This is a genomic window from Streptomyces sp. ERV7 (genome assembly GCF_001653515.1).
Taxonomy (GTDB): domain Bacteria; phylum Actinomycetota; class Actinomycetes; order Streptomycetales; family Streptomycetaceae; genus Streptomyces.
Genome location: NZ_LYOY01000001.1, coordinates 273478 through 293955, shown reverse-complemented (window position 1 = coordinate 293955; position 20478 = coordinate 273478). Strand labels below are relative to the sequence as shown.

General features: G+C 66.0%; 19 protein-coding genes. 9 read left to right on the top strand and 10 right to left on the bottom strand.

What is annotated here, in order from left to right:
- Positions 1 to 3 precede the first annotated feature (3 nt).
- The 9 genes from A8W25_RS01290 to A8W25_RS01250 are packed head-to-tail and all read right to left on the bottom strand — an operon-like array spanning position 4 to position 10508.
- Entirely contained in the window at positions 4 to 1368 is a 1365-nt protein-coding gene (locus A8W25_RS01290; protein WP_067154371.1) for a condensation domain-containing protein, read from the bottom strand.
- Positions 1369 to 1401: 33 nt separating this feature from the next.
- Positions 1402 to 2712 carry a condensation domain-containing protein gene (locus tag A8W25_RS01285; RefSeq protein WP_067154368.1) on the bottom strand — a complete coding sequence of 437 codons (1311 nt, stop codon included), beginning with the start codon at positions 2710 to 2712 and terminating at the stop codon, positions 1402 to 1404.
- Positions 2709 to 3998 carry a DegT/DnrJ/EryC1/StrS family aminotransferase gene (locus A8W25_RS01280; protein ID WP_067154365.1) on the bottom strand — a complete coding sequence of 430 codons (1290 nt, stop codon included), beginning with the start codon at positions 3996 to 3998 and terminating at the stop codon, positions 2709 to 2711. The genes A8W25_RS01285 and A8W25_RS01280 overlap by 4 nt, the downstream gene beginning before the upstream one ends.
- Positions 3991 to 5013: a zinc-dependent alcohol dehydrogenase gene (locus A8W25_RS01275; RefSeq protein WP_067154362.1), complete on the bottom strand. Its 1023-nt coding sequence runs from the start codon at positions 5011 to 5013 to the stop codon at positions 3991 to 3993. The genes A8W25_RS01280 and A8W25_RS01275 overlap by 8 nt, the downstream gene beginning before the upstream one ends.
- Positions 5014 to 5072: 59 nt before the next feature.
- Positions 5073 to 5834, bottom strand: a complete 762-nt coding sequence (locus A8W25_RS01270; protein WP_067154359.1) for a TIM barrel protein — start codon at positions 5832 to 5834, stop codon at positions 5073 to 5075.
- The gene (locus tag A8W25_RS01265) at positions 5831 to 7027 is read right to left on the bottom strand and encodes an iron-containing alcohol dehydrogenase (RefSeq protein ID WP_067154356.1); all 1197 of its coding nucleotides are present in this window, start codon (positions 7025 to 7027) and stop codon (positions 5831 to 5833) included. The genes A8W25_RS01270 and A8W25_RS01265 overlap by 4 nt, the downstream gene beginning before the upstream one ends.
- A gap of 58 nt (positions 7028 to 7085) precedes the next feature.
- Positions 7086 to 7814: a guanitoxin biosynthesis heme-dependent pre-guanitoxin N-hydroxylase GntA gene (gntA, locus tag A8W25_RS01260; RefSeq protein WP_158942353.1), complete on the bottom strand. Its 729-nt coding sequence runs from the start codon at positions 7812 to 7814 to the stop codon at positions 7086 to 7088.
- Positions 7815 to 7853: 39 nt separating this feature from the next.
- The gene (locus A8W25_RS01255) at positions 7854 to 9416 is read right to left on the bottom strand and encodes a GMC oxidoreductase (RefSeq protein WP_158942351.1); all 1563 of its coding nucleotides are present in this window, start codon (positions 9414 to 9416) and stop codon (positions 7854 to 7856) included.
- Positions 9417 to 9467: 51 nt separating this feature from the next.
- Complete coding sequence (locus A8W25_RS01250) at positions 9468 to 10508, bottom strand: inosamine-phosphate amidinotransferase 1 (RefSeq protein WP_067156539.1); 1041 nt, start codon at positions 10506 to 10508, stop codon at positions 9468 to 9470.
- A gap of 317 nt (positions 10509 to 10825) precedes the next feature.
- On the opposite strand from A8W25_RS01250, the gene A8W25_RS01245 reads away from it, so the two are divergent.
- From A8W25_RS01245 to A8W25_RS01220, 6 genes are read left to right on the top strand one after another with little or no spacing between them, the layout of a single operon-like run.
- Positions 10826 to 12130: a lysine N(6)-hydroxylase/L-ornithine N(5)-oxygenase family protein gene (locus A8W25_RS01245; RefSeq protein WP_067154349.1), complete on the top strand. Its 1305-nt coding sequence runs from the start codon at positions 10826 to 10828 to the stop codon at positions 12128 to 12130.
- A 31-nt stretch (positions 12131 to 12161) separates the two neighbouring features.
- The gene (locus tag A8W25_RS01240) at positions 12162 to 12812 is read left to right on the top strand and encodes an FMN-binding negative transcriptional regulator (RefSeq protein WP_067154346.1); all 651 of its coding nucleotides are present in this window, start codon (positions 12162 to 12164) and stop codon (positions 12810 to 12812) included.
- Positions 12802 to 14400, top strand: coding sequence for an AMP-binding protein (locus A8W25_RS01235; RefSeq protein ID WP_067154343.1), 1599 nt, complete (start codon positions 12802 to 12804; stop codon positions 14398 to 14400). Before A8W25_RS01240 ends, A8W25_RS01235 begins: the two co-directional genes overlap by 11 nt.
- On the top strand, positions 14397 to 14663 hold the full coding sequence (locus tag A8W25_RS01230; protein ID WP_079125734.1) for a phosphopantetheine-binding protein: 267 nt from the start codon (positions 14397 to 14399) through the stop codon (positions 14661 to 14663). The genes A8W25_RS01235 and A8W25_RS01230 overlap by 4 nt, the downstream gene beginning before the upstream one ends.
- A gap of 37 nt (positions 14664 to 14700) precedes the next feature.
- Complete coding sequence (locus A8W25_RS01225) at positions 14701 to 16017, top strand: condensation domain-containing protein (RefSeq protein ID WP_067154336.1); 1317 nt, start codon at positions 14701 to 14703, stop codon at positions 16015 to 16017.
- Entirely contained in the window at positions 16014 to 16787 is a 774-nt protein-coding gene (locus A8W25_RS01220) for a hypothetical protein (RefSeq protein ID WP_067154333.1), read from the top strand. Before A8W25_RS01225 ends, A8W25_RS01220 begins: the two co-directional genes overlap by 4 nt.
- Here the strand turns inward: A8W25_RS01220 and A8W25_RS01215 are convergent.
- Entirely contained in the window at positions 16781 to 17680 is a 900-nt protein-coding gene (locus tag A8W25_RS01215) for a phosphotransferase (RefSeq protein WP_079125733.1), read from the bottom strand. The genes A8W25_RS01220 and A8W25_RS01215 overlap by 7 nt on opposite strands.
- An 87-nt stretch (positions 17681 to 17767) precedes the next feature.
- Here A8W25_RS01215 and A8W25_RS01210 point away from each other — a divergent pair, with 87 nt between their 5' ends.
- Genes A8W25_RS01210 through A8W25_RS01200 form a run of 3 tightly spaced genes read left to right on the top strand, consistent with a single transcriptional unit; the run spans position 17768 to position 20383 of the window.
- A complete protein-coding gene (locus tag A8W25_RS01210) occupies positions 17768 to 18571 on the top strand; it encodes an inositol monophosphatase family protein (protein WP_158942345.1) in 804 nt (267 codons plus the stop codon).
- 3 nt (positions 18572 to 18574) lie between these two features.
- Complete coding sequence (locus tag A8W25_RS01205; protein WP_067154329.1) at positions 18575 to 19393, top strand: SDR family NAD(P)-dependent oxidoreductase; 819 nt, start codon at positions 18575 to 18577, stop codon at positions 19391 to 19393.
- Positions 19394 to 19444: 51 nt separating this feature from the next.
- A complete protein-coding gene (locus A8W25_RS01200; RefSeq protein ID WP_067154326.1) occupies positions 19445 to 20383 on the top strand; it encodes an HpcH/HpaI aldolase/citrate lyase family protein in 939 nt (312 codons plus the stop codon).
- Positions 20384 to 20478: the final 95 nt, after the last annotated feature.

Genomic DNA, 20478 nt, shown 5'->3' with positions numbered 1-20478 from the left:
GGGTCATGAGGCAAAGGTGGTGACGGTCTCCGTGAACGCCGCCAGATAGGCCGCGACGTTTCCTCGTGTGGCCTCGACATCCGGAAGGCGGGCTCGTACGCTCAGGCCGGCCTCTGTCCGGTTCAGGAAGAGGTCGATGCCTGTACCGGACCGGTTTCCGGTCAGTAGCTGTGCCTCCACAGGCTTTTGGTGACGGGTGCCGGGTAGCGGCCGGAAGTCGAGGTACGACGTCCAGAAGGCGGACTGCACGATCAGCTCCCCGTCCAGCTCGTACTCGACGCGTTCGAAAGGGACACCCAGGTGGTGCAGGGCCGCCCGGGTGGCCGTCCCGGCGTCCGCCAGGGTCGATTCGAATGAGTCCCTCGACGAGACGGTGAACCGGATGGGAGCCGCATTGATGTACCAGCCCAGCGATGGCGCGGCCGGATCCTTCCGCGTTTGCAGAGGGACGATGGTTCGGAAGACGCTGCGCCCGGCGATGGCGAAGGACGCTTGGCCCAGGGCCGCAAGAAGCCCGGTGAACAGGGTCTGACCATTTCGTCGGCACCACTTCTCGAAGGCCGCCACGATCGAGTGGTTCAGGAACTCGAATTCTTGGTTGACCAGCGTAGGCGTTGGCCCCGAGGCGACGTCCGGCTCGATGGGGGCCTGTGGGAGCAGTCCGTCGGAGAGGAACGCGGCCCAGTGTGAGACGGCGGCGGCAACTTCCTCACCGGGAATTGGGTCCTGCCGCTGGGCAGCGCAAAAGTCGAGGTAGCTGGCAGCCGGTTCGAGGGCGGGAGGACGGTCCTCGACGTGCGCTGTGTACAGCTCGTGGACTTCCCGCATCGCGGTCGCCACCGAGTACGCGTCACTGTTCAAGTGATCGAAGGCGGCCAAGAGTGTGGCCGAGGAGTCCCGCAGTACCGCGGCGAAGGTGTAGGCGGGCCATTCCAGGGTGCGGATGGCATCGTCGAAGTAGCTCGCCAGGTGCTCACACAGCGCGGCAGAGGTGTCGAATTCTCCGGCGTCCTCGGTGACCAGTGCGATGACGTGCGGCGCCATCAGGAAGCGGTGTATGCGGGTGCCGTCTGTCCGGAAGCCGCTGCGCAGGGTGTCGTGGCGCTCCAGTAGCCCGGTGAGGGCATGTTCCAGTGCTGCGGGCGCGACCGTTCCGGCGATCTCGACCGCTCCGGCGTGCCAGCGCGGCTGTCTGCGGCCGTGGCTGCGGCGGACGAGAGCCTGGCGCAGATGCTCCTCCTGAACGAAGGACGGCGGTGCGGGGTGTTCGGGGGCCTCCTGGGCCGCAGCGACGGTGCCGGGGGCCACCCGCCACAGGACCAGGCGGCCGGGAGGGACGTCGGACTCCAGCAGCATGCGCATGCGCATGTCGTCGTCTCCTGTCTGGGTGTTCCGTAGTGCTCAGCGTGGCGCGGAGGGGTTCTGGAGCAGTGCAAGGATCTCCGCGCGCACCGCATCCGCAGTGCTGTGGTCCACGACGGTGGGACGGTGGTAGATGGTTGCTCTGAATCCGGCACCGTCGTGCAGCCACAGCACCGCGAAACTTCTCCAGGACTGCAACTTCGTGGTGACTGGCACGGGCGTGACCGTCGATCCCACCAGGGTGAGACCGGTGGCGTACTGCGCCTCCCACTCCGGGGAGAGGCTCGGCATCTGCACCGGGATGAAGTGCGTGGTCCCGGTCGCCTGCAGGACGCGGTCGCTGTAGACGTCGGCATGCCGAGCGGCGGCGAACCACGGCTCGCGCAGCGCTTGGACCAGCTCCGCCAGTGACTGTCCGGCCTGGGGCTGTACGCGGGTGAGACGGGTGTTGAGGAGATGGCCGATGAGGTGTTGGAGTAGAGGGTCTTCGCGACTGGCTGTGTCGGTGCCGAGCACGAGGTCACGTTGGCCGGTCACCCGGGCAATGGCGCTGGCGGTGGCGGCCAGGAGTACCAGGAAGGGGGATACTCGCTCTTCTCGTGCCGTTCGGCGAAGGGCCTGCAGGCCGGTGGAGTCGACGGTGAAGGGGATCCGTTCGTACTCCAGGGGCGAGTTCCTGGGGGGATTTTGTGGGAGCGGCCAGGCGACCTCCCCCGTGCAATCAGCCAGCAGTTCCCTCCAGTGGGGAATCTGCCGGGCGGCGGCCTCGGGCCACGCCGCATGTTGCTGGCGGGCGAATTCGGCGTAGTCGAAGGACAGGGCAGGCAGGTCGGCTGCCCGGCGGCCTAGCCGCGCCGCGTATAGCTCGGACAGGTCGCGCCACAGCAGCACGATCGACCATCCGTCATGCACAAGATGGTGGATGGTGACGGAGAAGAGCAGCGTGGAGTCCAGCCGGTGCAGACGCGGGCGAAACAGCGGGCGTCCCTCCAGCGCCGCCACGGTCGCGTAACGGTTGTCGAGTAACTCTCGTATGACGTCATCGAGCGAACTGTGCGCGTGCTCCGTCTCGCTGAGGGAGATGACCCCGGGTTGCTGGACGACCTGTTGCCCTTCCTGACCGTGGTAGGCAATGGTGGAGCGCAGTACCCCATGGCGCTCGGCCAGGCCGGCGACGGCAGCGGCCAGGCAGCCCAGGTCCACGTCGCCACCGAGGCGGAAGACGAAGACATCGTCGTACTTGGCCGCCACGGCCGGGTATCGGTCAATGTTGCGCAGCATCTCCTCCTGCTGGAAGGAGAGCGGTGCTTGGTCCAGCCCTGCGGAGGCGGGGCGGGCATCCAAGGTCATAGCGGGTTGTCCGAGGTCATGGCCGAAGCACGGAGGTCGCCGGCATTGCGTTGGACTTTGACGATGGCTTCGGCCAGATCCGTCATGCGCCCGGGGTCGGCCAGCAGCGCTGAGTGGTGCAGGGTCACGTGCTCGCGGTGCGCCGTCTCGGCTCCTGGCAGTGACTGGCCCGTGATCTTCTCGATGCCCGGGATGGCGTCGTAGCGCCGCTTGGTCGCCGGCCGGAGCAAGGGGTGCCGGGGCAAGGGAGGGTAGACCGGTTGGAAGGGGGCTGAGGTCTCAGCCTGGAGCGCTGCCGCGACCGTTTCGGCGCTGTGTCCGGCGAAAGCGTCCGGGGTGATGCGGAAGGTGTAGTAGTAGTAGGTGCGTTGGGTTACCTGCGGCAGCGCGGCGACGGGCGTTACGCCAGGGATAGCTTCCAAGAGCGTGTCGAGGGCGCGGGCGTTGCTGGCGCGATGCTCGTTCTGGGCAGGCAGCTCCCGTAGTTGTCCGGAGAGTACGGCGGCGGCCAGCTCCGACATGCAGTAGTTGGAGCCCATCACTTCGCCGGTCATGGAGAGTTCCATCTCGTTTGGCCGGGGGTTCGTCACACGGGAGCGCCCGTCGGACCGAAGCTGGTACATGCGGCGGTACAGCTCAGGGTCGCGGGTGACGGCCGAGCCGCCTTCGCCTGCGGTCAGTAGCTTGACCTGCTGCATGCTGAAGGTGCCGACATCGCCCCACCCACCGACCTTGCGCCCGTTCCACTCCGCCCCGTGCGCCTGGGCGCAGTCCTCGATCAGCGCGAGGCCGTGGCGCTGGCACAGGTCGCGCAGCGCGTCAAGGTCGCTGACGCTGCTGTAGAGGTGGACGATGGATATGGCCCGGGTCTTGGGGCCGATGGCGGCGCGAACAGCTTCGGGGTCGATGCACATGGTCTGCGGATCGACGTCGACGATCACCGGGAATGCGTTTACCGCCATCACGGTGGAGGCGGAGGCGACCCAGGTCAGTCCCGGGACGATCACCTCGTCGCCAGCGCCGATGCCGAGGGCTTCCAGCGCGATCAGGAGGCTGGAGGTCCCGTTGGCGGTCGGCACGCAGTGCTCCACGTCGAGGTAGCGAGCGAACTCTCCGGCGAATCTCTCCTCGAAGCCAGGGTGGTCGAGCCGTGGCCCGGAGATGGCCCACCGGGGGTTGCCGAGGACGGCTAGCACGTTGTCCACGGTGGTCGGCGTCTGCTCCGGCCAGTGGGGCCAGTCGTCGGAGCTGATGCGCGGTCCGCCGTTGATGGCGAGTTCAGCCATGGCTGCCGCCTCCCAGCAGGTCGAACACGACGCGGATGGTGCCCGGCTTCCTCTCGACAGCGCGGGCCAGGGCAGCCTCGTGTCCCTCCAGGGCGACGAAGTCGGTGAGGAGGGGTTTGGTGTCGATGCCTCCGCGAGTCAGCAGGGAGATGGCTTCCCGGTACTTGCCACCCGGGCCCATGACACCGATCAGACTCGCGTAGAGCAGGGGGAGCTTGGCTGTTTCGATGGGGTGGCTGGCGCCGACCCGGTAGCCGACGGAGATCACTCGACCGCCGGGACGGAGAAGGCCGAGGGCTTGTGCCACGGACTGGGGAGCCCCCGAGGCCTCGAAGACCACATCGAACCGTTCGTCCGAGAGCTGCGCATACGCAGCGGCGTCCGTGTTACTGGTGCGGCTTGCTCCTACGGTGAGGGCCGCACCGCGCCGGAACTCAATTGGATCTGTGGCGAGCTCGACGGCGGCGCCCGCGTACTGCGCGGCCTGGATGATCAGGAGGCCGATGCCGCCGCAGCCGAGCACTGCGACGCGCTCACCCGGCTGAATCCCCGCGCGGGCCACGCTGTGCAGTGCGACCGCGGTCGGCTCCACCTGGCAGGCAGTGGCAAGGTCCAGTTCGTCGGGGAGGCTGTATAGGTTCTCAGTCGGTACGTCCACGTACTCGGCACATCCGCCGTTGACGGTGAACCCCAGTTCCGTCAGGGACTCGCACATCACGGGCAGTCCGTCACGGCAGGGAGGGCAGACGCGGCAGGCGTGGATGAGATCGCCGATCACCCGCTGGCCGACCCAGTGATCCCCGGGGCCGTTCACCTCGGTGACGATGCCTGACCATTCGTGGCCGGGCACGATGGGGTAGCGGTGGCCGTGCCAATTGCCGGCGTACAGGGCAAGATCGCTGCCGCACACGCTGTTGTAGTGCACCTGGACGCGTGCCCAGCCGACCTGGAGCGGGCCGAGTTCGAGGTTGACGAGTTTTGCTTGCGAACTTCCCGAGAACTGAAGAGCTTTCATGCTCACTTTCCTGATATGCCTGGTGATGCGGGATGATCCGAGTTGGGAGCCTGGTACGGCTACGACAGTGTGAACACCGAATGCGCGTGCCGCAGGGCCTCGACCGGATCGGCGCGCGGAATGAACTCGTGTGCCACGTAGTCGGTGTAGCCGTGGTCGCGCAGTGCGTTGGCTATGGCCCTGTAGTTGACTTCCTGCCGGTCGTCGATGTCGTGGCGGCCGGGGACGCCAGCCGTGTGGAAGTGACCGATCTTGGGGAGGTTGGCCTCAACCGTCCGCAGCAGGTCACCCTCCATGATCTGCGCGTGGTAGAAGTCGTAGAGGATGCGCAGGGCTGGCGAGCCGACACGGTCGACGACCTCCGCGGCCCACGCTGTGCGGTCGCACTCGTGTCCGGGGTGGTCGACCTTAGTGTTCAGCGGTTCCAGGAGCAGCCCGACACCTGCGGCCTCTGCTTCGGCGGCCAGCGGGACGAGCCCTTCGACGCATGCGGAAAGGGCGTCCTCGGCGGTGTTCGGGCCGCGGTCGCCCGAGGCCACCGAAAGGTTGCGTACGCCGTTCGTCGCTGCTGCGTCGAGAGCACGACGCACCTGGTCTTGCAGCTGGCCGTGATGGGAGCGGTCGATGAACCCCACTTCCAGGGGCTCGTGCCCGTCGATGATGACCAGTTCCAGGCCGAGGTCGTGCGCTTGGGGCCACAGCTCGGACGGCAGGAAGTCGACGCCGGAATAGCCGATGCCGGCGGCTGCCGCAAGGAGGCCGGGCTGAGGCGCGCGGTCCTGGGTGAACGACCAGTGAGCGAAACTCTGTTTGTACGTCATCGATGCAGCACTCCGTTCGTTGGGGTTTCTTGGGTCGGCCAGGGTGGGGCGTCGTGTTCGAGCAGGTCGGTGAGTACGTCCTCGACCACGGCCAGATCGACCGCGACCAGTGGGTTGCGCGGCTCTCCCATAGGTGCGCCCGGCGCGCTCAGCAGGACCATGGCCGTCTCGTGGTCCTGGAGCGCGAGGTAGCCGCGCTTGTTGTCGGCGCGGACGACCGCCATGATGTCCGCGAGGCGCAGCCCCTGGGGCACGCGCAAGGGTGCTCCAAGGGCGCCCACCAGCTCCTCGTGCAGGGCGACGCCGTCGGCGTCAAGGCCGCCGAGTCGGGCGGAGACACGGGCCGCTGCGATCATGCCGAACGCCACAGCCTCGCCGTGCGAAATGCCTCGGGAGCGACGAAGCCGCTGATCGCAGAGCTCCACGGCGTGGCCCACCGTGTGTCCGTACTCCAGGACGAGGCCGGGCCCCTGTTCCTTGGTGTCTTTCGACATGGCGAATGCCTTGGCGTCCAGACTCACTTCAAGCAGCCACTGCAGGGTCCCGGGCGAGTGCAGCTGTCCTTGGGTGATCCGGTCACGCAGTTCCGGTATGGACCGGGGGCGGATCGCCAGGCAGTTCTTGGTGGCCTCGGACAGACCCGACCTGAGTTCCCGGGCCGGCAGGGTCTGAAGGAACTGCACGTCGGTGAGGATGGCCTCGGGGCGGTGGTAAGTGCCGAAATGGTTCTTTCCCTGTCGGCTGTTGACGGCCTGCTTCAGGGAGAGGGTGGAGTCCATCGCGGCGACGGTGGTGGTCGGAACATGGGCCAGGCGCACTCCCCGGAACAGGAGAGCGGCCAGCAGGCCGCCGAGGTTGCCGGGTACTCCGCCGCCGAAGGCCACGACGACCGAGCGGCGCGAGGCGCCGGCCCGGACGGCCTGCTCCAGGTGGGCTTCGAGCGTGACGAGGGACTTCATCTCTTCGCCGGCCGGTCTGCTCAGGATCTCCACTGGTGCCGAACGGGCCAGCTCGCGAAGAAACCCCTCGCCATGCGTCTGCAGGACCGTGTCATCGGTCACCACGAGGAATCTGTCGGCGTCGTAGCTGCCAAGGACATGCGCGATGCGATCCGCGCAGTCGTAACCGTAGTAGTAGGGGTACTTGGCCGAACCCAGCGCGACATTGCGAACATTCCAGCCTGTTTCGTTCATAATTGCATCACCCTTCCCATAGGGCGGTCTTCTTGCTGATCGGGTGTCCCGGTTCTGGTCATTGCGGGCACTGCCAATCGGGCCCGACCATGCGCCCGGAGAACTGAGCGACCTGGGGCAGGTCGACTGCCGGGTTCACCGAGCCCTGCAGACGAGCGTCCCGCTCCCTGATCTTGGTCTGCATCCGTTCGTACTGGCCTCTGCGACGCAGGTACTCGTCGTGCGTCAGGCTGTTGAAGACCAGCGTCGGCCAGGCGAATCTGCGGGCCCAGCGCGAGGCCGCGGGATGCAGTCCGACGACGAAGAACGGGCGGCCGGAGAAGACGAACCCCTCGTCCTGTTCGGTCACGCGAACCGGCTCAGTCACCGTCGCGCCCGGACGGGACCCGTCCAGCCGGCGCATGCCCTGTAGCTGAGCCCACAGGGACCGCTCGAAGCCTTCCTCGTCGATGTGTACAGGACCGTCGAAAACTGCCACCAGCGCCGCCACGGGATGGCTGGCCGCGGGATGCTCGTCGAGGAACCCCATGAGGTCCTCCGTGCAGCGCGCGACCGCCTCTGCCGACCCGAGCGACGAGTACACTCCCAGGGCGTAGTTGCCCTGGCGGACGGCCGCGCTGCCACCGAGGCAAGGGTAAGGCTCGCTCAGCATCAGCGTGCGGAACTGGTTGTGCACGAGATGGGCCACCGCGTCGGCGTCCTTGCCTGCCGGGTGAATCTGTGTGAGGCGCCCGTCCACGAGCTTGTTGTAGGAGCTCCCAACGACATCAGCCGGAGTGGGGGCCATGAGCACTGGTTCCTTTCGTGGCATGGGCGGCAACCTTCGTCATGCCGAGTCAGCCAGGTGGGCGGCGAGCCGGTGGGACAGTGCCAGCGTGGTCAGTGCAGGGTTGGCCGCACCCGCGCGAGGGAAGACAGCCGGCCCAGCAGCGAACAGCCCCTGGACGCCCTTGAGTTCCTGCTGCTCGGTCAGCACGGTGCCCAGCGGCAGGGTGCCGCCCTCGTGGTCCTCGAAACCCAGCGAACTCGACCAGGTGACTGCCTCGCCCTCCACCGCAGCTCCGATGGCTTCTGGGAGCACATGGGCGTTAGTGCGCAAGGGGTTGTCGAAGTCGCCGAATTCCAGCAGGGATCCGCGACAGCCGGCCTTCACCGCAAGGTCGTCCCACACCGCCTGAAGCACCGTACGCTGCGCCGCGATCAGCGACCGGTCGTCGGCGGACGTGGCCGCGTGGACCCGGTATGCCCACGGATACTGCGAGCCGGGGGTGACCTCCACGTGACTGTGCGACGAGGGCAGTTGCTCGCCGGACACCCGGACATCGACCAACACCTCGCCCTCGGGCAGCTGCACTGCTTCGTAGAAGAGGTTCGAGCGTGGTTCGCAAGGCGCGAAGTAGTTGCCGAGACGGCTGACGGCCAACAGTTGCTCGGCCCGCAGCCGACCGAGGCGGAGGAAGAACCCCTGGACGATGTGGTCGTTGAGGCCGGAAAGCCGCGGTTCGCCGACGGCTGAGCCGTCCTCGTTCAGGGTCTGCAGGGCCAGCCGACTGTTCTCAAGGGTTCCTGCTGCGAGCACGACGTGTGATGCCTTGACGGAGAACTGTGTACCGGAGGTCCGGCACCTCGCCAGGACACGGTGCACCGCACCGTTGCGGGAGTGCACGTGCAGGACCTCGGTGTCGCTGTAGATTCTGACTCGCTCGGGTGAGCGGTGACTCTCGCCAGTATCAGGGTCGCGCCAGACGTCCAGGGGGGAGTACGCGTACCAGCGGTCCGGATTGAGCGCACTGGGACGGATCGCCGCGGGCGTGGCACGGAGCGTGAGACCTGCGATCTCGCCGACTGGGAGTAACTCGGTCTGGGCGGCCTCGGAACCGGCCGTCCGCCATGCGGCGAGGTTCCGCTCGACACGGGTGTAGAGAGACTCCCCGCCCCGCCACGATTCGCGCAAATCCGCGATCACCTCGGCGGGCCACCAGGGTTCGGTGAGTGCCCAGGGCTCGATGGGGAGCGTCACGCCGTACCAGTAGAGGGACCTGCCGCCGAGCCGACGGCGCAGCCCCGCGCCCAACGTGAAGTGCGGGGGAGTCAGTGGCGTCCACGGCCGGGTGAAGGACGGGTCGCTGTGCGGTTCGAGCCACATGCGTAGTGCGGCCTCGGGTGGCTCGGCTGTGTTGACGTGGCGCAGGTCGTCCGCCGGGCCTGCGTCCAGGACGATGACGTCGCCGATGCCCCGGCTGTCCAAGACCTTCGCTAGTTCGAGCCCTGCCAGGCCACCGCCCACGACCACCGCGTAGCAGTGTGCGGGCAGGTCACGGTCGACGAGTAACAGGCGCGAATCGTGTGCTCGCTGAGCGGTGACGCCGTTCCGGCTGCCGCCTGACACGGTCAGCTCCCCTCCTTGCATTTATCAGAATCCACCGGTGTCCACCCGGGACTAGCGGTAGGTTTCGAGGGCTCCGGCCCGTCGTACGTCGAGTGATACGCAGTGGAATCCGCCGCCCAGGGTGCGTGAATGCGTGAGCTTGGCTGGAAGCACGTCGATGCCGCGCTTCTCCAAGGACCTGAGCAGCTCCGGCTGCCGCGCGTCGGCGACGACCAGGTCGGGGCGGATGACCAGGAGGTTCATGCCGATCCAGGGCGACGCGTGGGCCCTGGGGCCGGTGTAGCCGATGTCGACCATTTCTGGCGCCCAGATGTGGTCCCAGCTCCGCAGGACTTCAGGCATGTTGCGCTCGTTGACTCGCTCCGGGTTGAGCAGGACCAGCCCGGGCCGCAGCGGCACGATCGTCGAGTCCACGTGCGTAGAGGCGTAGATGTCCCGGCAGGGGTGGACGGTATAGGCAGGGCCGAGCGCAGACTGCAGCCACTGCCAGCCCTTCTCGTTACCGCTGTCGGAGACCAAGTAGAGGATGTCGGTGCCCAGGCGGAGCACGTTGGCAGCGTCGAAGGCGGGTTCACCGTTTCCGAGTCTCTCGCCGGCTGGCCGCGCGGGGCGGTACATGTCGTCGAGGAGGCGCGGCTTGGGCGCAGAGATCCAGCGAGACCCGCTCTCGAAGTACTCCAGGAGCAAATCCCGGTAGGCCAGGGGCTCATGGAAGCGCGAACGCAGCACCATCGGAGTCTCGATGATGGTCTGCCCCACTGTCAGCAGGCCGTCCCTGGGGCAGTAGTCGTAGAAGCCGTCCGTCTCCCAGTCCGGGGTGGAGAACACCGCCGAGTGGTCGCGGGGGGCCGGCCGCCGCACGGTGATGCCCAGGCCTTCGAGGGCATCACACAGCTCGGTCAGCTCCGCCTCTGTTTCTTCGATCACCTGCCGCGGGAAGGGACCGGACGGAATATTTTCCAGGGACCCAAAAGAAGTGTACTCGATTGCGAAAAGGCCTCTGTCTGCTCTGGAGATCTGTGCGCCGACGGCAGTCCCGATGACAACCTCCTCTAGTGGGTCCCATTCGTTGTGAGCGCTCACCAGGCTCATTGTCTCCCACTTCCAGTGAATGGCGTCAATTTCAAAGCAGACCAAGATCAGCTTTGTGGAGCGTACCCCTCTCCCGTCGATCACTCGGTCAAGTGGGGGTAAAGTTTACATTGTTAAAAAACCGTGAACTCGGTTTATGAACGTCATGTGAATCCTGCGCGCGAGCTCGTTGCGTACCGGGTGGGCGGCGTGTACTGTCGATCATCGAATTTGCGTTTTGCCTGTTCATGTAGGCACTCTGAGGCCTCTGGCCCCAGTCCGCAGGCCGTGCAGGCAGGTTGGACCAGCCGCCGCTAAGCGAAACCGGGAGCGGGTAATTGACGAACATCCATCGAACCGATCAGTCGACGAAAGACCTGATAGGAATAGGGTTCGGGCCTGCAAATCTGGCATTAGCGACGGCGATCGACGAGCTTACGAGCGCGTCGGAGCAGGTGACTGGAACGGATACTCTCTTCTTCGAGAAGCAGCCAATGTTCGGTTGGCATCGCGGCATGCTTATCGACGGGGCAACCCTGCAGGTATCCTTTCTCAAGGACCTTGTGACGCTGCGCAACCCGACAAGCCAGTACAGCTTCACGTCGTACCTTCACCGCAAGAACAGACTTGTCGATTTCATTAACAGTAAGACGTTCTACCCTTTGCGTACCGAGTTTCACGAATATCTGGAATGGGTGGCGGGGAACTTCGCCTCATCTGTGGCCTACGGCCATCAAGTGCTGGCCGTGCGCCCCGTGCGGGTTGGGGAAGCGGTGCAGTACCTCGACGTCGAAGCACGTGGCGCCGACGGCACACTGACCACGCACCGAACCCGTAATGTCGTGTTGGGTACCGGCCTGACGCCCCATCTGCCTGATGGCGTCGTGTCGTCCCGGCGCATCTGGCACAGCGGCGAACTGCTGGAGCGGACGCGATCCCTGTCGCCCGGCGACGCGAAGGCCTTCGCGGTTGTTGGCGCCGGCCAGAGCGCGGCCGAAGTGGCGGAATACCTCCACCAGAGCTTCCCGCGGGCCGAAATCCACGCGGTCTTGACCCGGTACGGATACAGCGTTGCCGACGACAGCCCCTTCGCCAACCGCATCTTCGACCCGTCAGCCGTGGACGACTTCTTCTCCGCACCCGAGGACGTCAAGCAGAGACTGCTCGCCTACCACAGCAACACGAACTACGCGGTGGTCGACCTGGACTTGAGCCAGAGCCTGTATCGCACTGCCTACCGGGAGAAGGTCTCCGGCGGTCGACGCCTACACCTCCACAACGTCAGCCGTGTGAGCGACGTCGAGGAGACCGCCGGGCACGTGAACCTGACGGTGGGCTCCTTGCCGGACTCCACTGCCCAACGCCTCCAGGTTGATTGCCTGGTGTATGCGACGGGCTACCGTCCAGCTGATCCGCTGCCCCTCCTGGCGGAGCTGGAGCCGGAAATCAAGAAGGACGACAACGGCAGGCCGGCGCTCACCCGGGACTACCGCGTTGTCACCACGGATGGCGTGCGCTGCGGCATCTACATCCACGGCGCCGCAGCTGAGCACTCGCATGGCCTGTCCGCCGGACTGCTGTCGAACGTCGCAGTCCGCGCAGGCGAGGTTGCACAGTCCATAGCCGCTCGCACCACTCTGTGATGGTGCGGCACGATGCGGAAGGAGTAAGAGCATGTTTGTTCCGCCCGTGTACCGTCAGCGGGACCCTCGGCAGCTGGCCGACGTCGTGCGACGGTACCCGCTGGCCGCGCTGGTGACCAATGGCGAGCCCACCCCCTACACGACTCATCTCCCGGTGATACCGGAGTCCGAAGTGGACGAGCCGGACCTGGTGGGGACTACTTTGCTCGGTCACATGAACCGGGCCAACCCCCACTGGTCGTCACTCGGTGTTGTCACCCCCGCCAAGCTGGTCTTCTGGGGGCCCCACTCCTACGTCACCCCCGTCGCTTATGAGACCGAGCCCGCAGCCCCCACCTGGAACTTCGTATCCGTCCACTTAGAAGGTGTACTGCGGAGGATCGAAGGCGTGGAGAACACCCTCGCTGTGGTCCGGCGCACCGCCTCGCTCTTCGAGTCGTCATTCGGCGCTGGCTGGGATTCTGAGGGATCGCTCGACTACTTCCGGCAGATCGTGCCCGGTGTGGGCGCCTTCCGGCTGGAGGTCAGCTCCGCCCAGGGGATGTTCAAGCTGAGCCAGGACAAGGACCTGGCCACTCAACGCCGAATCGCCGAGCGATTCGCCACGGCGGAGACGTCACATGCTCGTGAACTTGGCCAAAGCATGGACGAGTTGAGGGAGCCAGCCGACCATGACGCCTAGCGTCGAGGCTGCCCCTGAGCAGCACCTGCCACCGCGCGCCCTCTGGGGCGGACGCGCTAGCGCGCCCTGCTTCCTCGAGTCGTTCCGCACGATCGTGCGAGAACACCCCGACGTCGTCGCGGTGGTGGACGAAGACCTGGAACTCACCTACGCGCAATTGGACTCGTGGATCGGGCGTATCGCCGCGCTCCTCGTCGATCAGGGCATCACCGCCGGGAGACGAGTGGCATTCGCCGGGTCACGTGGTGCACCGGCCGTGGCCGCGATGCTGGCCGTGGTGTCATTGGGAGCCACCTACGTCCCACTCGACTCCGAATATCCGGCCAGGCGACTGGCACACATGGTGGCCGACAGCGGTGTCACCGTGTTGCTCCACGCCGGGGATCCGCCAGATTTCGACACAGCCGCCCGCCTAGTGCCGGTGCCCCCCTGGTGGAGGTCCGCCCCGGCGGCCCCAGCCGACCGGGTGCTGGCTCAATGCCGGACCGAGCTGCCCGTCTACATCATTTATACCTCCGGCTCCACCGGCCTGCCGAAGGGTGTGGCAGTTCCGCACAGTTCGTGCGACAACATGGTGGAGTGGCAACGGACGCATTCGGTTCGGCCCGACCTGAGGACTGCCCAGTACGCGCCGCTGAACTTCGATGTGTGCTTCCAGGAGATTCTCGGCACCCTGTGCGGCGGCGGCACGCTCGTCGTAGTACCCGAGCGGCTCAGACGCGATCCGATCTCCCTGCTCGACTGGCTCGTGGTGAACCGTATCGAGCGACTGTTCCTCCCCTGCGTGGCCCTTCATATGCTCACGGTCGCTGCCACCGCCGTGCATTCACTCGCCGGTCTGGTCCTGGCGGAGATCAATGCCGCCGGTGAGCAGCTGGTCTGCACGCCGGCCATCAGAGATTTCTTCGCGTTGCTGCCCGGTTGCCGACTGAACAACCACTACGGGCAGAGCGAATCGGCGATGGTCACGGTCCACACGCTGACCGGCCCCAGCCGGGAGTGGCCCGCGCTGGCTCCCATCGGCCGGCCACTGCCGGGATGCGAGGTGCTGATCGACCCCCCAGACCTCGAAGAGCCGGATGTCGGGGAACTGTTGGTGGCCGGAGCGCCTCTGTCGGCGGGATACCTCAATCAGCCCCAACTCAGCGCCGAGCGGTATGTCACCGTCGATTCAACTCCGCAGGGACACACTCGTGCCTTCCGGACGGGTGACCTCGTCCGGGTCGACGGGGACGTGCTGCGGTACCTCAGCAGGGTGGATCACGAGGTAAAGATCCGCGGCGTGCGGGTCAATCCCGTCGAGGTGGACGCTTGTCTCCTCGCCTATCCGGGCATCGTCGAGGCGGTCTGCGTAGCCGTGGAGATGAGCGAGGGTTCGCGGCAACTGCGCGCCGCCGTCACGATGGAGCCCGGACTGCCCGCCCTCGACACTGCGGCCGTCCGAAGGGCGCTGGCCGAGCGTTTGCCCGCACAGTCGCTGCCACAGTCGGTCACCGTGCTATCCCATCTTCCCCGGACCCCGAGCGGCAAGATCGATCGAGTAGCCGTCACCGAGCTGCTCACCCGTCCTGCGGAGGCCCAGCGATGACTGCGCGTCGGGATGTTGTGCTCACGCCGACCGAAGCGAGCCTGGCAGTGATCTGGACCTCAGTACTGGGCACGCCCGTGGAATCACCCGACACAGACTTCTTCGACTCCGGAGGCGACTCCTTCCTGGCCACCAAGGTCGTCGTCACCGTGCGGCAACAGTGGAGGATCGAAGTGGCGGTTGACCTCCTCCTGGAGAACACGACCCTTCGAGAACTGGCCTGGCAGATCGACGAGTTCACCTCGTCCGAACCGGTTGAGTAGATCCTGACATCCCCCCCGCACAGACAAGACGGGTTCAATGCTACGAGACGAGACCCCCACGGCCCAAGCACGGCTGGACAGCGTCCGGGGCGGCCCGCTCTCCCACGCCCAGCGACGTTTCCTGATGGCTGAGCATTTCTCGCCTGGTGCCGCAGACAACACTCTGGTGCAGGTCTACATCCTCACCGGTCCTCTGCAGCCGGACACGCTGGGCCAGGCGCTGCAGCAGGTCGTCGCCCGCCACCCGGTGTTGCGGACCGTCTATCCCTGGGCTAACGGGCAGCCCATACAGTTGGTGCTGTCGGTTCGGGACGTGATGGTGCAGCTGGAATATGTGCCACCCCCGCTCGACCGTGCGATGTCCGTCCAGGAGGTAGCCGAAGCGGTCACGGCCGACTGGTGGGACACGCTCTGGGCCCTGGACCGCGAACCCCCCGTTGAGGCGCGGTTGTGCCGTCTCTCGGAGGGACAGCACCTGCTGTGTCTCAGGTTTCACCACATCGCCTTTGACGGCTGGTCTGAGGGCGTGTTTCTGAGAGACCTGGAGCTCGCCTACCGCCAGGCCCTCGCAGGACAGACCCCCTATAGCGAGCCCGCGTCCGGCGAGCTACAGGCAGGTGCCCGGGAGCGAGAGCAGTACAGCCACTGGATGGCGGAGGAATTGCCCTACTGGGAGACCGTTTTGGCGGCGGCGCCGGGGCCAGTTCTGCCGACGCCCCAGACCAACCATGAGGCAGCCTGCCAGGAGCTCGTCGAGACCCTCCCGCCTGCCGCGGTGACGTCGTTGACCAGCGTTGTCCGACGGAGAGGAGGGCCTCCCACGGCCGCTGTCGTCGCCCTGGCTGGCTTGGCACTGAGCCGCGCGTACGCGACCCCCGATGTCTGCCTCGGGACACTGACCAGCGGCCGCTACGAGCCGGTGCTGGACTCCGCGATTGGCTACTTCGTCAATCCGCTGGCGGTGCCCCTGCGATCGCTCCTCAGCGATGTGTCGGCTGTCGTGGACACCGCGGCGGATCAGGTGCTGGCCGCCTTCGAACACGCCAGGACACCGTTTGACGAACTGGTGCGCCTCCTACGGCCCGAAAGGCCTAGACATGCGTGGTTTCAGGCCTGGGCGATCCTGCAGGGGCCGCTACCTTCAGGCGAGCTGGCCGACGGTCTAGCCTTCTCATCTGTCCGCGTGCGCCCGCCGCGTACGACGCGGGAATGGACACTCCAGGTGTTCCCCCAGGCGGACGGCGGCTGGGAATTCGTACAGCAATGGCGTGAAGATGTCATGGATCGTCGTACCGCCGCATCCGTGATGGGCCACCTGCTGGACGCGGCGGAGGAAGTGTGCGGTCTGCGATGAGGAACGGCCAACGAGACATCGTCGTGCTCGACTATCCGGGCCGGCGCGCCGCGGCCAGCATTGCGTCGCTGGGACTCGAGTCCGAGGGCTACACGCCGTGGTATCTGATGTCCCGACACCTGCCCGACGAGCCCACGGCAGCTCACTACACGGCCAGTCTGTACGAGCATGCATCCCCCGACCTCAGGGTTGGCGCCGTCATGGCATATTGCGCCGCGAGTGCGCTGGCCGGCGACTACGCGGCGCTGGTCGGAGCCGCTTCCGGCAAGCGGCCGCCGGTGATCTGCTTCGACGCGGAGCCGTGCACCGTGCGGGATCTCGTGGAGTGCTACGCCGCGGCACTCCGGCAGGTACCCGAGGGTTCTGACGGAGCGCCGCCGGTCGACATCGCCTCGCTCGCCCACCAGCCGCATCGGCTAGTCGAGACGGTACGCGAGGATCTGACCCGCCGGATGTTTCACGCTCTGCTGGCCGATGGTATCCAAAGCGCGGATGCCGAAAGCGTGGTCACGCGCAGCGTGGACATCCAAGTGTCATGGCTGACCCACCTTCTCGCCTGCTTTGACACACGCTTGCCAAACCACGAGGGGAACGTCTTGAACGTGCTCTCAAGAAGGCAGGCAGACCACGGAAAGTGGCTGGCTGGCGAGACAGCCAGCACGGTCCGGATCGACTGTTCGCGCAACGACCTGCTGCGCCATCCCGAAACCCAATCCGTGGTCCTGTCCTTCTTGGAAGAGCACCTGTCACCCGGGAGTGGTGATCAATGACCTTCCGGAAGATAATTGACCATCCTGCGCCACATGGCCTTCATCTCCCTGTCGTCAGCGTGTTCGGCGAAGAAAATGGCGGCGTATTCAGCTATCTCATTCAGGCGCCACCGCATTTCATAGAAGCGCAGAAAATCTGGACGGCAGCTCGGCGCGCGCCCCAGCGTCCGTGCGAAGTGAAACCAGTCCCGCTCGGCAGGCCCCCACATTGCCTCACCCCAGTCAGCAAACAGAAAGGAATCCGCCGTCCGGAGAATGTTGGGGGCGCCTGGTTCGCCATGCGTAATCACCAACGGCACGTCGGACTCGGCGCACCGACGGCCCACTCCGGTGAGCTCCTCATACGTCGCTGTCACAGCTGTGTAGTGGCGGCGGAGAAGCGCATGCGCGCGAGCCCCATATGGGCCGGTGTCGGGAGCCTTTCCCTCGGCCACCGTCAGCGCATCAAACAGGTCGGACTCGAAAGACAGGCCATAGTCCTCGGCGGGCAGATCCCGAGAGATGTCCACCCGGTGGATCGAACGCATCAGCCCGATCACCGTGTCAAGGTCGCTCTTGCTGAGCGTTGCAGTGTCCAGAGGCATGCCGGAGACATACGGGAAAACCACGACGGGAAAGTCTCCCACACGGTGAGAGACTCCTCCGTCGGCACCCGCCAACGGGGCCAGGACGCAGTTGAGACCGGCATCCGCCAACAGTCGGGCAGCCTCATAGGAAGCGGGAGCATGGCCCCGCAGATCCCTGCGCACGCTGACCCAGAGGTCATCCAGCCGGTATGACCAGCTGTCCTCGCCGAGAGGCTGGAATTCAAGTGCCCCGCCCGATATGTCAAATTGTTCATTAAGCATCAACATAAGCCCGGCCTCGTCCAGTCCGTGCGGTGGCAGCAGCATGAGTCCCCCTCGTCAAGAGTTGAATAGGAAAATGCGTCGCGCCGTCGAAATCTGTGATCCAACGGGAAGGTAACTATGACACAAGCCGTGTACTACGACCAAGACGATGCGCTTCTCCGCAGTCACCCGGATCTTATGCTGACGCTGCACCTCGCGCAGACGGCCGCCAAAACAGCAATGTCATATTTCGGCTGCGACGTGCGGAAGTGGGCGAAGGCGGACAGCAGCCTGGTCACGGAAGCGGACCATGCAGTGGAACGCCAAATCCTCGACACTATTTCCCGTGCGAGGCCGACCGATTCCGTACTGACCGAGGAAAGCACCGGAATTCAGTCCGGGAGCCCCCGTCAATGGGTCATCGACCCAATCGACGGCACCACCTCGTTCCTGGCGGGTGTTCGCTCCTGGGGCACGCACATCGCCTTGGATGACCACGGCACACTGCAAATGGCTGTGCTCACCCGCCCCACTGAGGACGCGTGCTGGTGGGCGGTTCGGGGACACGGAGCCTACCGAAGCCGTCTCACTGACCCCTGGCAGTCCCGCTGCCGTCTGCGGACGTCCACGGTGAGCCGCCTCGTTGAAGCGAGGATCGGCGGACTGGTCCCGCCCGGTTCAACGTCCGCCGAAGCCCTGCGCCGCGAGGCCACCTGGGCCGAGGACGAGGTGTCGGTCGTGGTCGCTCTACTGGAAGGGCGTATCGACGCGGTGCTGGACGAAGGCGGCGACGCCTGGGATCAAGCCCCCGCCACGCTGCTCGTCACCGAAGCGGGCGGCGCCTTCCACGACCCCCACGGCGGAGCCCGCTACGACCTGGGCTGGGGCCTCTACAGCAACGCACACCTCCAAGAAGAACTGCTGAAGCTCCTCCGGCCCCTCCAGAAAGGCTGACCCGTGGCAACCATACTCATCACCGGATCCAGTGCAGGCATCGGCGCCGCCGCCGCCGTCCGGCTGACCAAAGAAGGCCATCAGGTCTTCATCACCGGACGCTCTCCGGAAAAACTGACGGCCGTTCACCGCCGCCTGCTCTCCGTGGCGCCTGCCGGCGCCAAGGTGCCTAACCCCATCCCAGCCGACCTTTCGAGCCTGCACAGTGTGCGGTCCCTGGCGGAGACCATCCTGCTGCGCGCCGGGCGGCTGGACGTTCTGGTGAACAACGCTGCGGTGCAGCCTCCGCGGCGGCGTTTTTCAGAGGACGGCTTCGAACTGGGCTTTGCTGTCAACCATTTGGCCCATTTCCTGCTGACCGGGCTGCTGGCCGAGCGGCTCCGTGCCAACGGCGGACGTGTCGTCAACACGTCATCGGACGAGCATGCGGCCGGTCGGCTCGACCTCGACGACCTCAACATGGACACCCAGTGGACGTCAGCCCTGTCGTATCGTCGGTCGAAGCTCGCCAACGTCCTGTTCACCACGGAGCTCCGCAAGCAGCTCGGGCTGCCAGCCTCGTCCTTCCACCCCGGCTCCATCAGCACCGACCTCAACCGGGACGCGCCGTTCGTGCGCCTCATCAAGCCGTTCGAACGGCTGATCATGAAAAAACCCGAGGAAGGTGCCACAACGCTGGTCTGGTTGGCGACCGACCCAGAGGGCGCCGAACCGACGGCCGACTACTACGTGGACCGCCGTCCGGCGGAGACAGGGCAGGCGGCCCGCGATCCGCACACCGCCGCCCGGCTGTGGGACATCAGTGCCCGCCTCTCCGGCTGACAGCAACGAGCAAGACGATCACACGAATCTCCGTCACCGGGAGTACACCCTATGGACCTTCGGAAACAGCCGCGACGCTCGATTTTCATCACGCCCTGCACCAATTTCGAGATGATGAAGCGAGGACTAGACAGCGATGCTGACGCCGTCGTGTTCGACTTGGAGGACTCGGTCCCCGACACGGGGAAGGCCGAGGCCCGCCGACGCGCCATCGAAATGGCGCCGAACCGGAAACCAACCCAAGCCCTCGGCCTGCGCATCAACGACTGGACAAGCCCCTGGTGCTACCGCGATCTGATCGACGTCCTCGGCACCGCCGGCGAACACATCGACTACATAGTGCTGCCCAAAGCAGAGTCGGCAGAGCAGGTCGCCGCCGTCGGCTGGATCCTCCAGCAGATCGAACGGGAAGCCAGCACCAACCACCAAATCCTCGTCGAACCCTGCATCGAAAGCGCCACAGGACTGCTGGACGCGAGGAGCCTACTGGCGGCGAGCACGCGCGTATTCTCCGTCGGCTACTCGGCCACTGGCTTCGACCTCGCCGCCGACCTGCACTTCGATGACCGGGTACCTGCGGCGTTCCGCGACACCACCGCCCTCCTGCCACTCCTGGCCGCACGCGCGCTGGGCCTCGCCCTCATCGACGGGCCCCACCCCCCGCTCCACGACGCCGAGGGGCTGCGCGCCCTGGCCACCGACCGCTTCGCCATGGGCTTCGATGGCAAGTGGGCCATCCACCCTGCTCAAGTGGAAATCCTCAACGAGGCTTTCACCCCCACCCAGTCCGCGCTGCGACGCGCGGTATCCACGCTCGAATCCTACGACGAGGCCGCCCAGCGGGGGCGCGGCGCCGCCGTGGTCGACGGCAGCATGGTGGACATCGCCTCACTGCGAGTGGCTCAGCGGACGCTCGCCAGTGCCCCAGCCAAGACGACCCCCCAAGCTCAGCAGTCCGGCGCATCTATGAGGGATACCGGCGGGCGCTGAGCCTCTTGGGGCAGCGAGGAACGCAGACCCCAACTGCTGACGATTCGCATCCGACGACACGACAGGCAGATGTACGCATGGCAGATCCCTCGTGG